General features: G+C 45.2%; 18 protein-coding genes and 1 other RNA gene. 15 read left to right on the top strand and 4 right to left on the bottom strand.

The genetic code is table 11. The features are described 5' to 3' along the window. Positions 1 to 17: 17 nt before the first annotated feature. From ACMXYV_RS03575 to ACMXYV_RS03630, 12 genes are all read left to right on the top strand, one after another. Positions 18 to 698: a hypothetical protein gene (locus tag ACMXYV_RS03575; protein ID WP_415890405.1), complete on the top strand. Its 681-nt coding sequence runs from the start codon at positions 18 to 20 to the stop codon at positions 696 to 698. Between the two features lie 616 nt (positions 699 to 1,314). Beyond that, entirely contained in the window at positions 1,315 to 1,890 is a 576-nt protein-coding gene (locus ACMXYV_RS03580) for a TMEM165/GDT1 family protein (RefSeq protein ID WP_415890406.1), read from the top strand. Positions 1,891 to 1,892: 2 nt separating this feature from the next. Continuing rightward, positions 1,893 to 2,267, top strand: a complete 375-nt coding sequence (locus ACMXYV_RS03585; RefSeq protein ID WP_415890407.1) for a CidA/LrgA family protein — start codon at positions 1,893 to 1,895, stop codon at positions 2,265 to 2,267. Further along, a complete protein-coding gene (locus tag ACMXYV_RS03590; protein ID WP_415890408.1) occupies positions 2,260 to 2,970 on the top strand; it encodes an LrgB family protein in 711 nt (236 codons plus the stop codon). The genes ACMXYV_RS03585 and ACMXYV_RS03590 overlap by 8 nt, the downstream gene beginning before the upstream one ends. Positions 2,971 to 3,168: 198 nt before the next feature. Next, on the top strand, positions 3,169 to 4,281 hold the full coding sequence (gene zapE / locus ACMXYV_RS03595; protein WP_415890409.1) for a cell division protein ZapE: 1,113 nt from the start codon (positions 3,169 to 3,171) through the stop codon (positions 4,279 to 4,281). A gap of 328 nt (positions 4,282 to 4,609) precedes the next feature. Then, positions 4,610 to 5,038 carry a 50S ribosomal protein L13 gene (gene rplM, locus ACMXYV_RS03600; protein WP_415883619.1) on the top strand — a complete coding sequence of 143 codons (429 nt, stop codon included), beginning with the start codon at positions 4,610 to 4,612 and terminating at the stop codon, positions 5,036 to 5,038. A 14-nt stretch (positions 5,039 to 5,052) separates the two neighbouring features. Further along, a complete protein-coding gene (gene rpsI, locus ACMXYV_RS03605; protein ID WP_415890410.1) occupies positions 5,053 to 5,445 on the top strand; it encodes a 30S ribosomal protein S9 in 393 nt (130 codons plus the stop codon). A 269-nt stretch (positions 5,446 to 5,714) separates the two neighbouring features. Then, positions 5,715 to 6,317 (top strand): ubiquinol-cytochrome c reductase iron-sulfur subunit, encoded by a 603-nt coding sequence (gene petA / locus ACMXYV_RS03610; RefSeq protein WP_415883620.1) that lies wholly within the window; start codon positions 5,715 to 5,717, stop codon positions 6,315 to 6,317. Further along, the gene (locus ACMXYV_RS03615; RefSeq protein ID WP_415890411.1) at positions 6,317 to 7,564 is read left to right on the top strand and encodes a cytochrome b; all 1,248 of its coding nucleotides are present in this window, start codon (positions 6,317 to 6,319) and stop codon (positions 7,562 to 7,564) included. The genes petA and ACMXYV_RS03615 overlap by 1 nt, the downstream gene beginning before the upstream one ends. Beyond that, a complete protein-coding gene (locus ACMXYV_RS03620; RefSeq protein WP_415890412.1) occupies positions 7,564 to 8,340 on the top strand; it encodes a cytochrome c1 in 777 nt (258 codons plus the stop codon). Before ACMXYV_RS03615 ends, ACMXYV_RS03620 begins: the two co-directional genes overlap by 1 nt. Positions 8,341 to 8,425: 85 nt before the next feature. Then, entirely contained in the window at positions 8,426 to 9,064 is a 639-nt protein-coding gene (locus ACMXYV_RS03625) for a glutathione S-transferase N-terminal domain-containing protein (protein ID WP_415890413.1), read from the top strand. 83 nt (positions 9,065 to 9,147) lie between these two features. Beyond that, positions 9,148 to 9,582, top strand: coding sequence for a ClpXP protease specificity-enhancing factor (locus ACMXYV_RS03630; RefSeq protein WP_415890414.1), 435 nt, complete (start codon positions 9,148 to 9,150; stop codon positions 9,580 to 9,582). A 57-nt stretch (positions 9,583 to 9,639) separates the two neighbouring features. Here the strand turns inward: ACMXYV_RS03630 and ACMXYV_RS03635 are convergent, their stop codons facing one another. Genes ACMXYV_RS03635 through ACMXYV_RS03650 form a run of 4 tightly spaced genes read right to left on the bottom strand, consistent with a single transcriptional unit; the run spans position 9,640 to position 13,027 of the window. Beyond that, entirely contained in the window at positions 9,640 to 10,224 is a 585-nt protein-coding gene (locus ACMXYV_RS03635) for a BON domain-containing protein (protein ID WP_415890415.1), read from the bottom strand. Between the two features lie 2 nt (positions 10,225 to 10,226). Then, positions 10,227 to 10,817 carry an SIS domain-containing protein gene (locus ACMXYV_RS03640; RefSeq protein WP_415890416.1) on the bottom strand — a complete coding sequence of 197 codons (591 nt, stop codon included), beginning with the start codon at positions 10,815 to 10,817 and terminating at the stop codon, positions 10,227 to 10,229. A 20-nt stretch (positions 10,818 to 10,837) separates the two neighbouring features. Further along, entirely contained in the window at positions 10,838 to 11,197 is a 360-nt protein-coding gene (locus tag ACMXYV_RS03645) for a YraN family protein (RefSeq protein WP_415890417.1), read from the bottom strand. Between the two features lie 9 nt (positions 11,198 to 11,206). Beyond that, entirely contained in the window at positions 11,207 to 13,027 is a 1,821-nt protein-coding gene (locus ACMXYV_RS03650) for a penicillin-binding protein activator (RefSeq protein ID WP_415890418.1), read from the bottom strand. Between the two features lie 36 nt (positions 13,028 to 13,063). Between ACMXYV_RS03650 and rsmI the strand changes: the two genes are divergently transcribed. The 3 genes from rsmI to mraZ all read left to right on the top strand — a co-directional run bounded on the left by rsmI (position 13,064) and on the right by mraZ (position 15,006). Further along, entirely contained in the window at positions 13,064 to 13,897 is an 834-nt protein-coding gene (gene rsmI, locus ACMXYV_RS03655) for a 16S rRNA (cytidine(1402)-2'-O)-methyltransferase (protein WP_415890419.1), read from the top strand. A gap of 31 nt (positions 13,898 to 13,928) precedes the next feature. Next, positions 13,929 to 14,279, top strand: an RNA gene (gene rnpB / locus ACMXYV_RS03660) — RNase P RNA component class A. Positions 14,280 to 14,550: 271 nt separating this feature from the next. Beyond that, positions 14,551 to 15,006: a division/cell wall cluster transcriptional repressor MraZ gene (gene mraZ, locus ACMXYV_RS03665; protein ID WP_415890420.1), complete on the top strand. Its 456-nt coding sequence runs from the start codon at positions 14,551 to 14,553 to the stop codon at positions 15,004 to 15,006. Positions 15,007 to 15,011: the final 5 nt, after the last annotated feature.

Here is a 15,011-nt window from a genome sequence, read left to right on the forward strand (position 1 = left end):
CAATAAATAAGTGTTTTATGACGGTTAAGTCTCTAGTTTTCAAAATTACATTAGCCTTGGTCTTGTTGTTGTGCCTGCTAGGTATCTATACAGCGTTTACCTGGATTATGGGTGACCTTTATGGTTACAAGGTGCGTTATGCTGTTGAGCAATGGCAAGAGCAGGATGGTCTGCCTAAAGTGGCTGATATTAATCAGGTGATCGAAGATGTCGATTCTGCAATTGGCTGGGAAGTAGATAACCCTCAATATCACGAACTGAAAGCCAGAGCGCTATATTACAAAGCGCTAGCGGTTGGTGTAGATGATGAGGGGCTAATTTATATCGAGTCGGCTAAGAAGTCTCATATTCTGGCAATAAGCCTACGCCCAAAATGGCCCTACAGTTGGGCAAATCTAGTGTTAATGAAATCTTATCTCAAGGAATGGGATGATGAGTATTCCGCGGCACTTGATAATGCAGTCCGATTTGGTCCTTGGGAACAGTCGGTGCATTTGACGTTGGCGCATGCAGGGGCGCTGTCTTGGACCCATCTGTCTATTGAGCAAAAGAAAGCTATTGCTGCGAATGTGGAGCGCGGGATTGTACGGAATATGCAAGGTATTGCGTTTAATCTTGATGCTTACAAAAAACGATCTTTAGTTTGTGCTTATATGCAGCGTGATGAAAGGCAGAAAAAATTCTGCAGTAAGCGCTAGGTGCTTTCGCCGCTAGCACCCGAGGGCATAAAGCGCGCCTCCTACTAGGTCTGTCCTTGTGGGAGCGACGCCCCCGTCGCGAAAAAACAAAATGCAGAAAAATTCTGCAGTTAGCGCTAGATGCTTACGCCGCTAGCACCCGAGGGCATAAAGCGCGCCTCCTACTAGGTCTGTCCTTGTGGGAGCGACGCCCCGTCGCGTAAAAACAAAAGGCAGAAAAATTCTGCAGTAAGCGCTAGGTGTTTTCGCCGCTAGCACCCGAGGGCATAAAGCGCGCCTCCTACTAGGTATGTCCTTGTGGGGGCGACGCCCCCGTCGCGAAAAACAAAATGCAGAAAAATTCTGCAGTAAGCGCTAGATGCTTTCGCTGCTAGCACCCGAGGGCATAAAGTGCGCCTCCTACTAGGTCTGTCCTTGTGGGAGCGACGCCCCGTCGCGAAAAACGCACATTGCTGTTCCTTTATTAGTGATGGTTGATACAGAGCTTTGTGGGGCAAACGACGCGTCTCCTACACTGATGTTTATCAGTGGAAGATACGCCTTGCCTCGACGATTTGCGTTATTCGTCTTTTAAATAATGCTAGGATGCTCAGTCTAATTTGTAGTTGAGTTAAATATGGATTTGATCGAGCCCTTCTTTAAGGTATTTCTTCTTATTTTTCTTGCTGAATTTGGCGATAAAAGTCAGTTGGTTTGTATGACTTTGTCGGCTAGATATAAGCCTATCCCGGTCTTAATAGGTGCGGTAGCAGCGTTTTCGGTTCTGAATCTGTTGGCCGTTTTGTTTGGCGCAACTATAAGTGCCTATCTTCCTCAAACTATAATATTTGCACTAGTTGGTACACTGTTTTTGGTATTTGGTGTTCAGTCCTTACGTGCTGAGGATGATGAAGAGGAGGATGATCTTAAGATCGGTAAGCATCTACTTCTGTCTGTTTTTCTATTGATATTTCTAGCTGAATTGGGTGATAAAACGCAGTTATCTATAGCGGGTCTATCTGCTGTAGAGAATGCATGGGTTGTTTGGCTTTCAGGAACATCGGCATTGTTGGTCACGACTTTGCTGGGAGTTTGGCTTGGGCAATTCATACTTCAGCGACTGTCTATTATTTGGATTCATAGAGCAGCAGGTGTTTTATTTATTGGTTTTGCTTTAGTGGCTTTTTGGCAGTTAGCGCAATTGGTGATGTAGATATGATCCAGGGTTTTCTTATTTTGTTGGTATGCCAATTGGTTGGTGAGCTAATTGTTACAGTGCTTGGAGTGCCTATTCCTGGCTCTGTTGTGGGTATGGTTCTATTGCTCATTGGTTTGATCATTCGTGGTGAAGTGCCTGCAGGTTTAAGAATGACAGCTGAAGGCTTGCTTAAAGTGCTTCCGTTACTCTTAGTGCCGGCGGGCGTAGGCTTGATGAACTATTTTGGAGTGCTTTCCGAATATTGGCTTGAGCTGATGGTTTCTTTGTTTGTAAGTACTTTGATAACGATGTTTATTGTGGCTTTTTTGTTGAAGGTGCTTTCGAAAGAAAATGCGAGTGCCAAGCTGGATCTAGGAGATGATGATGCTTGATCTGTGGTCTCATTTTCAAACATTTCCAGTGCTTTGGCTTGTGGTGACGTTGGTGGTGTTTTTATGTGCGTCTTGGATAAATGCAAAAGCAGGAAAAACGCCGTTTCTACATCCTGTATTAGTATCGCTTTCTCTCATTATTGTTGTTCTGAAACTATCTGAAACGGACTATGCAACCTATATGCTGGGTGGGCAGTATATTCACCTATTATTAGGTCCTGCGGTAGTGGCTTTGGCGGTGCCCTTATATGACAACTTAGCAACTGTGAAGCGATTGCTGGTGCCTTTGCTGGTAGGTTGTGTCGTTGGAGCTATTGTTGCAGCGAGTTCAGCAATTCTCATCGGTGTTGCTTTTGGGTTGAGTGATGAGCTGTTATTAACCTTAGCGCCTAAGTCTGTTACTTCTCCTATCGCAATTGCGGTAGCAGAGAAAATGGGTGGTTTCCCTTCTTTGGCTGCCGGACTTGTGCTCATTACAGGGGCGATGGGTTGTTTGATCGCGCCGTTTGTTTATCGTCTGCTTGGTATTAAAGATGAATCTGTGAAAGGCTTTGTCTTAGGTGTTGGTGCTCATGCGATGGGTACTGCATTTGCTTTTGAATACGGAATGGTTGCAGGTGCATTCGGTGGCTTGGCCATGGGTATGACCGGGGCATTTACTGCGTTTATGCTGCCGGTGTTGGTGCCTTTGTTTGGGCTGTGAGCTCAAGTCAGGGTAGTTGCAGAGTGTAATCGCAGTTAGGGGTACACTTTTTGCCACTAGCCACTAGCCACTAGCCACTAGCCACTAGCCACTAGCGACTCAAATGATGGCTACCCCTCCTTATGTTGCATTTGCTAAATGGTGCTTTCGCCGGTAAAGTTCGCGCAGGTTAAAAAGTAGATCAAATTGGCAACCCACATGACTCCATTAGAAAGATACAAGCAAGACCTCAAGCGCGATGATTTCTCTTATGATCCAGCCCAAGAGATGGCTGTTGAGCATCTTCAGCGTTTATATGACGATCTTGTAGCGGTTAAGGCAGAAGAGCCTAAAGTCGGTTTAATGGGGCGCTTGAAGAGTAAGCTGAAAAAACCGGAGCCGAAAGAGCCGGTTAAAGGCTTGTACTTCTGGGGTGGTGTAGGTCGTGGTAAGACTTACCTAATGGATACTTTTTATGACAGTCTTCCGTTCGAACAGAAGATGCGTACCCATTTTCACCGTTTTATGCAGCGTGTACATGCCGAGCTAAAAGAGCTTGACGGTACAGCTAACCCGCTGGTGGAAATAGGTAAAAAATACGCGCAAGAAGCACGAATTATCTGTTTTGATGAGTTCTTTGTTACAGATATAACTGATGCCATGATTTTGGGCGGCTTGCTACAAGAGCTATTCAAGAACGGTGTGGCTTTAGTGGCGACATCAAATATTGTGCCTGATGGGCTGTATAAAGATGGTTTGCAGCGCGCTCGCTTCCTTCCGGCGATTGATATGCTAAATCGTTACACAGAAGTTGTGAACGTGGATGGTGGTGTTGACTATCGTTTACGTGCTTTAGAGCAGGCAGAACTTTACCACTATCCGTTAGATGCTGAAGCAGATAAGAGTTTAAACCGCAGTTTTGAAAGTCTTGCACCGGATCTAGAAGAGGTGGTTGAAGCTGAGGTTCTGGATATTAATGGCCGTAATATGCAGACACGCCGCTGCTGTGAAGACGTGGTTTGGTTTGATTTTACGGAGCTTTGTGAAGGTCCTCGTTCTCAGAATGACTATATTGAGTTGGGCAAAATCTTCCATGCCGTAATGGTGGGTAATGTACCGCAGCTTGGTCGCTCCAATGACGATGCTGCTCGACGGTTTATCAACATGGTTGATGAATTCTATGATAGTGGCGTTAAGTTGATCATCAGTGCTGAAAAGCCAATTCATGAAATTTATTCAGAAGGGCGCTTAGAGTTCGAGATTGAGCGAACTCAGAGTCGTTTGCTTGAAATGCAGTCTCATGAGTATCTTGCACGTGAGCATAGGGCTTAAAGTTTTAGTTGCTAATATTTGAAAAGTGCGCCTTTATGGCGCATTTTTTTCGCGACGAGGGCGTCGCTCCCACAGAGCGAAAGACTCAGGTAGTAGAGACGCTCACGTCTCGATTTAATGTTAGTTATATTTTGTTTATGGTTGCTTTTGCTCTTGCGGCATATGTTAACCATATATATAATGCGCGCTCCCAAGTTTAGGCTTGCTTAAATTTTGGGCAGAAGAGAGTTGCTCTAAGTGAATTGGAACAACAAATAATTATAAGTCAGGTCGGTCGATTTTATTATTAAAATCAACGAGATCTGAGTAAAGTTGAAAGGCTATACAGATGAAAACATTCGTCGCTAAGCCAGCCGAAGTAAAACGCGACTGGTACGTTGTTGACGCAGAAGGTAAAACTCTGGGTCGTCTGGCTACTGAAATTGCACGTCGTCTACGTGGTAAGCATAAGCCAGAATACACTCCACACGTTGATACTGGTGACTACATCGTAGTTGTTAACGCTGAAAAAGTAGGCGTTACTGGTAACAAGCGTAAAGATAAAACTTACTACCACCACACTGGTTTTCCAGGTGGTTTGAAAGAAGCTTCTTTCGAGAAGATGGTAGAAACTTTCCCTGAGCGCACTATCGAGCTTGCTGTTAAAGGCATGCTACCAAAAGGTCCGCTAGGTCGCGCTATGTATGCGAAGCTGAAAGTTTACGCTGGTGCAGAACATCCGCATCAGGCTCAGCAGCCTAAAGAACTTAACGTTTAAGGGGAAGGATAATCATGTCTACTACACAGTATTACGGTACAGGTCGTCGTAAAACTTCTACTGCACGTGTTTTCCTACGTCCAGGTACAGGTGCAATCACAGTTAACAATAAAACTATCGAAGAATACTTCGGTCGTGAAACTGCGCGCATGATCGTTCGTCAGCCTCTTGAGCTAACTAACAATCTTGAAGCGTTCGACGTTGTTGTTACTGTTAAAGGCGGCGGCGGCTTCGGTCAAGCTGGTGCTATCCGTCACGGTATCACTCGTGCACTAATGGAATTTGATGAAACGCTTCGTCCAGCTCTACGTGAAGCAGGTTACGTTACTCGTGACGCTCGTATGGTTGAACGTAAGAAAGTTGGTCTACGTAAAGCACGTAAGAAGCCACAGTTCTCCAAGCGTTAATTCGACGTCTTTTTCGAAAGATTTTGGATTCAGAAAAAACGCCTGCCCCTTTATTGGGGTGGGCGTTTTTTTTGCACTGCGTTATATCAATACATTGGCCTAAAGTACGGCGAAAAATAAGTAATTCACCTTGTAAGAAAGGGGTAATTTCTTTACTATTTGGGCCATTTTTAAGATACAGATTTCCGTAGCTATAAAATTCTTAGCGGCCAGAGTATTTTTGCACCTGCAGAGATATAAAATAAGGTCGATTGAGGGGAGATAACTTAATGAGCAATGATGGCGTGAATAAGGGTCGGCGCCGTCTCCTAATCGGTGCTACATCCGCAGTTGGTGCGGTTGGTGCTGTAGGAGCCGCTGTCCCATTCGTAGCTTCCTGGACGCCGAGTGCGAAGGCAAGAACTGCCGGCGCACCTGTCAAGGTGGATGTAAGTAAACTGGAACCAGGTCAGCAGGTAATTGCTAGCTGGCGTGGTAAGCCTGTGTGGATCGTTCGTCGTGGCGAAGAAGCATTGGCTAATCTGGCTAAGCTAGATAGCAACTTGCAGGATCCAAAATCGGATAACCCTGCACAGCAGCCTGATTACATTCCAAAAACCCCTGCGCGTTCTCTACGTGAAGATATCGCTGTTTTGGTAGGTATTTGTACTCACCTAGGTTGTTCTCCAACTTATCTTCCTGAAGTAGGTGTTACATCTGGTCAGGGTGAAGATTGGGTTGGCGGTTATTACTGCCCATGTCATGGTTCTCGTTTTGACCTTTCTGGTCGTGTAATGAACGGTTCCCCGGCTCCAAGTAACCTTGTGATCCCGCCTCATCACTATGAGAGCGAAAATGTGATCATCGTAGGTATTGATCAGGAGACTGCATAATGGCTGGTTCTCGTAACAAAGGTAACCCAGGTATCATGGGTTGGATTGATGATCGTTTCCCAGCTACAGCTATGTGGGAAGATCACCTATCTAAATACTACGCTCCAAAGAACTTTAACTTCTGGTACTTCTTTGGTTCATTGGCACTTCTAGTGCTTGTTAACCAGATCCTAACGGGTATCTGGCTAACAATGTCTTACAACCCTTCTGCTGAAGGTGCGTTTGCTTCTATCGAATACATCATGCGTGATGTTGAATACGGTTGGTTGCTGCGCTATATGCACTCTACCGGTGCGTCTGCATTCTTCGTAGTTGTTTACCTGCACATGCTTCGTGGCATGATGTACGGTTCTTACCGTAAGCCTCGTGAGCTTGTATGGCTGTTCGGTATGACAATCTACCTAGCGCTTATGGCTGAAGCGTTCATGGGCTACCTATTGCCATGGGGTCAGATGTCTTACTGGGGTGCACAGGTAATCGTATCTCTATTCGCTGCTGTACCATATGTTGGTCCAGAACTAGCGGAATGGATCCGTGGTGACTACCTAATCTCTGGTATTACTCTAAACCGTTTCTTCTCTCTGCACGTAATTGCTCTACCAATCGTTCTATTGGCATTGGTTGTTCTGCACATTATCGCGCTACATGAAGTGGGTTCTAACAACCCAGACGGTATCGAAATTAAAGATAACAAAGATGAGAACGGCGTACCTGTTGACGGTATCCCATTCCACCCTTACTACTCTGTTAAAGACATTGTGGGTGTGGTTGTATTCCTATTTGTTTTCTGTGCGGTAGTCTTCTTCTTCCCTGAAGGTGGTGGTTACTTCATTGAGGCGCCAAACTTTGAGCCAGCTAACCCGCTGAAAACGCCTGAGCATATCGCCCCTGTATGGTACTTCACGCCATTCTACGCGATGCTACGTGCTATCCCGCCAATCCTAGGTTCTCAATTCCCTGGTGTTGTTGTGATGGGTGCAGCGATTGCTATCTTGTTTGTGCTTCCTTGGTTGGATCGCAGCCCAGTTAAATCTATCCGCTACAAAGGCTGGATGAGCAAACTGTGGTTAGTGATCTTCTGTGTGTGCTTCGTAATTCTGGGTTACTTAGGTGTTGTTGCATCTACTCCAGGTCGTACGTTAGCGGCTCAGATTTGTACAGGTCTGTACTTCGCGTACTTCTTCCTGATGCCGATCTACACCAAAATGGAAAGTACTAAACCAGTTCCAGAAAGGGTTACAGGCTAATGAAAAAGTTTCTTATTGCATTAGTAATGGCGGCACTGCCTATGGCTGCAAGTGCTGCTGGTGGCGCTAAAGGTCACCTAGATGAGATGGACGTTGATCTGCATAACCAGGCATCTTTGCAGCGTGGTATGCAAACGTTTGTAAACTACTGCTTGGGCTGTCACTCTGCTGAGTTTCAGCGTTATGAGCGTGCTGCGCTAGATCTAGGTATGAATCCAGAGCTTGTTGCTGAACACTTGATCTTTGGTGATCACAAAGTGGGTGAGCAGATGACTATCTCTATGGACAAAGGCGATGCTGGTAAGTGGTTCGGTAACCCTCCACCAGACCTTACGCTAGAAGCGCGTCTACGTGGTCCAGATTGGTTGTACACTTACCTACGTAGTTTCTATGCTGATGAGTCTCGTCCATGGGGCGTGAACAATGCAGTATTCAAAGACGTTGGTATGCCGAACGTACTTGGCCCGCTACAGGGTGAAGTTGTTGCAAGCTGTTCTTGGGAAGAAATGAACGCTCACGGTTTGCGTGGTGAGGGCATTGATCCTCTAACTAACAAGCCGCTAACTACTTGTACTTCTGTTAAGAAGGGCACAGGTGAGCTGTCTACTGAAGAGTTTGATGCGCTAGTATATGATCTAGTTAACTTCATGGTTTACATGGGTGAGCCATCTAAGTTGGATTCTCAGCGTATCGGTACTTACGTGTTGATCTTCTTGTTCCTATTCTTCTTCCTTGCGTACGCGCTGAAGAAAGAATTCTGGAGAGATGTACACTAATAGCTTTACGATATAATCGTGAGCTTTAAAACGCGGCCTCTTTTTTAAGGGGCCGCGTATCTGTTTCTAATAAGGGGTATTCTTAATGGGTGTTGTGGCAAAACGTTCTTCCATGTCCTTCTACTCTAATGGCGAGGACCAGTATAGCCATCGAGTTCGTATCGTCCTGGCAGAAAAGGGTGTTGCTGTAGAGATTCATGATTGTGATGAAGGTAATCTTCCTGAAGATCTAACTTCAATGAATCCGTACAATAGCCTGCCAACTTTGTTGGATCGCGATTTGGTTCTTTATGAGCCGAATGTGATGATGGAATATCTTGATGAGCGCTTCCCGCATCCGCCGCTATTGCCTGTTTATCCTGTAGCTCGTGCTGAAAGCCGACTATATATGTATCGCATCCAGCGTGACTGGTGTGATTTGGCGGATAAGATCATTGAAGCAGCGATGGCTGATGATGAAGATACAGCAGAAGAAGTTCGTAAAGAGCTGCGTGACAGCTTGATTACGATTTCACCGATTTTTGCTGACAAACCTTTCTTCATGAGTGAAGAGTTTACTTTAGTTGATTGCTGCCTAGCTCCGCTATTGTGGCGTTTGCCGTTATTGGGCATCGATCTTCCAGAAGATCAGTGCAAGCCTTTGGTTAAGTATATGGAGCGCTTATTTGAGCGTGAATCTTTCCAAATGAGCTTGTCAGAAGCAGAGCGTGAAATGCGCGATTAATTGTTTCGTAGTAAAGTTAAAAAAGGGATGATGTTTCATCCCTTTTTTTATGTCGTTATTTTGTTGAATGTTTGGATAAAGAAATGAAGCCGAGTCGCCCTTATCTTGTTAAAGCACTGTATGACTGGTTATTGGATTGTGATTTAACACCTCATCTATTGGTCGATGCTACCCAAGATGATGTTACAGTCCCTACGCAGTTTGTTGATGAAGGCCAGATTGTTTTAAATATTAATCCATCAGCAGTTCGGGATTTTTATCTGGATGATCGAGCGTTGTCTTTTAATGCGCGTTTTTCGGGTCAGCCGATGGATGTATATGTGCCAATGGTTGCTATCTTGGCTATCTATGCGCGCGAAAATGGCCAGGGTATGGGCTTTGGTGGTGAGCCTGGTGTTGATTGCTATACGCAGGAGTTGGCAATTCTAGATAATGTGGAAGATATGGATGCGGATGAGCCTAAGGAAGCTGAAAAACCTGCTAAGTCGAAAAGACCGTCATTAAAAGTTGTAAAGTAATAGCAGGAAGTTAAAGAATATAAGGTGCGTACTGAGAGTTAGTACGCACCATGTTTGTTATCGATTAACGTATTCAAATACTTTTACAATTTTCTCTACGCCAGCGATATTTCTTACGATATTGATCGCATTCTCGGATTCTTGAGGATTTACAAGGCCCATAAGGTAAACGGTGCTGCTATCAGTTACTACCTTGATACGAGATCCATCAACCGATTCATTTGTTAACAGCTCAGCCTTAACTTTAGTGGTTAGCCAAGCATCGTTTGTGCGGGCGATAGTGGATGATACGCCCGAAATTTTAACTTCGTTATGAATCTTGCGTACTTTGCGTACTTGACTGACGATCTGTTCAGCTTCCTGTCTTGCGCTTTCAGTAGGTGCTTGGCCAGTTAGCAATACAACTCCGTTGTAGCTTGTTACGCTAATATTGGTCGCCTGCATCTGTTCTGAACCCTTGGCAAGGTTAACCATAGATAGTGTTTCAATTACTTCATCATCTATGTATGAGCCAACGGTTCTGTTGCCTGGATCTTCCTGAATTGGGCCTTCTCTTCCGGCGCTTAGAATATCGGAACAGCCGGTAACCAGTAGAGATAAACTAATTCCAGCAATTAAACTAAAGGTCTTTTTGTTGATCATGTTTATTCGCTTCCAAAAAGTTGGTAGTCAATTAAATCGCATAAAGAGTGCAAAACAAGTAACTGCGCATGGTGAACTAACGAGCTATCGTCGCTAGGTACGCATATCTCGATCTCTTCTGGGCTGAGAAGCGCTGTGATATCGCCACCATCAGAACCATTTAATACGATAATAGTCATCTCACGATCATGGGCTGCCTGTATTGCTTGAACAAGGCTGCTGGAACGGCCGTGAGGTGTTATCAGTAATAAAATGTCCCCAGGTTGGCCTAAAGCATGAATCTGCTTGGCTTGTGCATCCATAAAACCGCTATCTTCACAGATTGCGCTTAATGTAGCGCCATCTGAATTAATGTTGATTGCGGGTAGTCCTGGACGCTCATGCCTAAATCTGTTCATCAAAAGTGCAGTGAAATGTTGCCCTAAAGATGATGAGGCTCCATTGGCGCAGCAGAGAATCTTGTTCTCACTGACAAGACAATGGAGTAAAAGTTCGCCAGCATGGGCAATAAGGGGGGTGTACTGCTCAATGGTGATTGCGTTGACTTCCATTGAGTTGTGAAACTGGCTGACAATGCGGTCTTCGAGTTCCATGCTGTCCTTAATCGTTTACCTTAAGTTCTAAAGGCATCTTTATACCACAGCGGCTTCGTTGGTGCTGCATCATATTCGTAAGCAATCACGTCAAATCGACAATTATTATTCGAAAATTGCGTTTTGTGGCTTAAATAATGCTGTGCAGCCTTAATGATCTTTCGTTGTTTGGCTGATGTAACTGAAGCGGCGGCGCCGCCAAACTTTTTAGAATTACGATAACGGACTTCGACAAATACAAGGGTGCGTCGATCTAACATAATTAGATCGATCTCGCCGAAGCGGCAATGGTAGTTGCGTTCGACTAGGGTGAGCTTATTTTTTGAGAGGAATCTTTCAGCGTGTTTTTCGGCGTCCTTGCCGGTTTTGTTTCTATCCATGAAGATTATTTACTCAATAATTTGTGGGATGCCATCTTTGTATTTGGCCCAGGTTAGTGTTCTGAAAACAAGGCCGTTATTGTTAATACTAAGTTGGCCTGTTTCGCCGTTGATCTGTGTGCCAGGAACGGCGCTTAATTGTTTTAGATATGGATGAATGCGGTAAGCATCAAGACCTAGAGCGTATAAGCGACCAAAGCGACTATTTGTATCTTTTCGTTGTTGTGAAATAAGTACTTTGTCTTGTGACGGTGGCTTAAGGTTCCATGGGGTGCCTAGGAAGGTAACGTTATTTAGGTCCTGGTCTTGGATCGGGTTGTTACTACCACTGAAAACATGCGAAGTTGCATAAATTGGCAGATCGCCAGCAAAGTTATAAGCCAGCATGGTGTTTAGCTGTCTTGCATCATTTGGTAGCGCTGTGAGGATGATAGCTTCCATATCATGGCGGCGGTGCTCCTCAAATTCAATTTTATGGGTATAAACTACTTTTCTTACGTTCTTATAGCGTTGCTTGCTTTTATCTGTGGATAAAAATTGACTCACATGCTCCGAGAATTCGCTGATATCCCCAAAGTTACTTGAGTGTACGACCATGCCGCCTAAGTCTGTAAAGTGTTCTTCAAAAGCCTTGCTGATTTTTTCACCCCAGGCGCTATTTGGTGTTAACACTGCGGCACGGCTGATGCCGTCTTTCCATGCGCGCTCCGCAATTTGAATGGCTTCATCTTCGGCTGAAAGACCGAATTGGTAGATACCTTCACGAGCGGGTGAATCGGTGTAGTTAAGGGCAAGCACAGGTACTTGGATATGCTGATCGGCAGCCAAAGTTGAAACATAGTCTTTAGCTAAAGGCCCGATAATCATATCAACTTGCTGCTCGTTAACGATTGAAGCGAGCTGAATAGGGGTGTTTATTTTCTCAGAATCAAGAAATAAAAGCTCAGGAGATGGCTTGCCTGGTTGTTGGCTACGTAAATGAGCCATCATGATGCCTTCTTTGATGGCGTTGGCAGGTTTGGATAGTTTTCCTTCAAGTGGCAGTAATACGGCTATTTTTTTAGCTGAAAATGTTTGTGTGCTCAGTCCGCTAAGAGATTGCGGTGGGAGTTTTTGGGCGGGATGGGATTCCCATAACACGGCCCAGTTATTTAGTGCTTGGTTTTGCGTGTCTAGCTGTGTATTGAGGCTCAGCTCGTAAGCTAGCTCCAGCCAGCCTTGCTCATGATAGCTATTAGTACCGCTACGAATGAGTTCGGAAAGCTGAGTTGCTTTAATTTTTAGTAAGCTATTCCAGATTTGGTCGTGCAGGATTTGTTTTGCTGCATCTGTATCTAGCAATTGGCTTAAGCGAATCAGTTCTTTAGCTTCGCTAAAATGTTGTTGTTGAAGCTGGAAGGCTTGGGCGCGTAACTCAAGGATTAGGATTTCTTGCTCAGTCAGGAGTTTAAGATCCGATAAACCATTTAACCTGTCGAGTTGCTGTAGAGCTTGTTCCGGTTGGTTCTGTTCAAGTGAAGCTTCAGCTTGGAGTTTGGCGATCTCAAAGCGAAGAGATGGAGCTAAAAGAGCAATGTCTATTTGGCTAAGTACGGCGGCAGCTTCCTGCTTACGGCCTAGGCTAAGCAATATCTTCGCGGCATCTGCGCGATACTGAGCAGATTTGATCGGTTTTGCGGAATTTGCTTTATTGAGTAGGCTTTCTACTCGCTGTTGGTCTTGTTCAGCTGCTGTCAGCGTTGGTTTCGTGGATGTAGTGCTAACTGAACAGCCAGAAATAATTGTGCTGATTAAAATTGCTGAAAGAGACAGGCGCCACTGAAATTTCATATACTTCGCAACCCACGTTTTAAGATGGTATCTGTAATGTTAGAACCCGCACTGTACGTTGTAGCAACGCCAATAGGAAATCTGCAGGATATGACACCTCGCGCTATTGAGGTCTTGCAGCGAGTTGAGTTGATAGCTGCTGAGGACACACGTCATAGTGCCCGTTTGATGGCGCATTTTGGTATCAATACCCGCCTTGTTTCCGTCCATGAGCATAACGAACGCCAGCGAATTGAGACGATTGTACACCAGTTGCAATCTGGTGCCAGTGTTGCGCTCATTTCTGATGCTGGAACTCCACTAATTTCGGATCCTGGATATGTTGTCGTTCAGGGGGTTAGAGAGCAGGGTTTTAAAGTTGTGCCTGTTCCTGGTTGTGTGGCTTTTATTGCGGCTTTGTCAGCCGCAGGTTTGCCAACCGATCGATTTATATTTGAAGGATTTTTGCCGCATAAATCGAGTGGACGTAAGCAGCAACTTAAGGGATTGGTTGATGAGGCGCGAACGCTGATTTTTTATGAATCTCCGCATCGTATTGTGGCCTCCCTGAAAGATATGCAGTCGGTCTTTGGTGGTGAGCGCGTTGTGGGAATTGCTCGGGAGCTAACAAAAACTTATGAAACGATCCATGTGGATAAGTTGGATGCTGTCATAGAGTGGATGGAGGCTGATTCCAATCAGCAGCGCGGTGAGTTTGTTGTTTTGGTTCACGGCATGGAAAATAAAGGTGTGGTCGAGTTGGATGCTAAGGCTCTAGAGGTGTTGGATATTCTTCTTGCAGAGCTGCCAGCGAGTCAGGCTGCTTCTTTGGCGGCGAAAATTACCGGTTTGAAGAAAAAAGTGCTTTATCAGGCGGCTTTAGATCGCTAACTCAATAAGCTTTTGTTAGAATTCGCGCCGAGGAGTTTGCCAGGCAGTCGCTGCCTTCTTTGAAGGTGGAGGAAAGTCCGGGCTCCAAAGGGTAGAGTGCCAGATAACGTCTGGGCGGCGCGAGTCGACGGAAAGTGCAGCAGAAAATATACCGCCTAAGCATCTTCGGATGCCGGTAAGGTTGAAATGGTGCGGTAAGAGCGCACCGCGTGGGTGGTAACACTCCACGGCATGGTAAACCCCACTCGGAGCAAGACCAAATAGGGTTCCTATAGGCGTGACCCGCGCTGGAACCGGGTAGGTTGCTTGAGGTGCGTAGTGATATGCATCCCAGATGAATGATTGTCCACGACAGAACCCGGCTTATCGGCAAACTCCTCATTATTCTTTCTTTTCAGGAAGAGCGGTGTCCACTGCTTTTCCTATAAAGGCCTGATTCACCTAATTCATTGTTTTATATGCAGTCTCTCGATGCTTTGTTTTTGGGAGCTTATCTCTGTATGCATTTCTCTAATGTTTGATCTCTGATAACCGTCATTTACGGCGCTTTCAGCCTTGCTTTAGTTGGGGTTACTTTCTATAGTGTGCTCTAGTGGGATAAAGTGGGTAAAAGTGGGTTTTTCTGTAATTTAAGTGGGTTTTGAGAGCCGAAAATGTTTAGAGGCGTTAATCAAATCAATCTGGATGCTAAGGGACGCATGGCGATTCCGGCACGTTATCGCGAGAAAATCGCGACGTGTTGCGATGGTCAGCTCGTGGCTACGATTGATACTGAAGAGCGCTGTTTACTGCTTTATCCACTGGAAGAATGGGAAGTTATTCAGGAAAAAATTGAAAGCTTGCCCAGCTTTAATGCCGCAGCGCGTCGAATTCAGCGTCTATTGATTGGTCATGCAACTGATCTTGATATGGATGGAAATGGGCGATTGCTTTTGCCTGCTCCACTTCGAGAGTATGCGGAGCTCGATAAAAAGATTGTGTTGTTGGGGCAAGGGCAGAAATTTGAAATCTGGAGTGAGTCCAGATGGTTAGCTACCCGCGAAGAGTATCTTCAAGAGGTAGAAGGTGGCATGACAATGCCTGAAGAATTACAAAATTTATCGCTGTAGCGGAT

It is taken from the genome of Neptuniibacter sp. SY11_33 (assembly GCF_047778025.1).
In the GTDB taxonomy this organism is placed as follows: domain Bacteria; phylum Pseudomonadota; class Gammaproteobacteria; order Pseudomonadales; family Balneatricaceae; genus Neptuniibacter.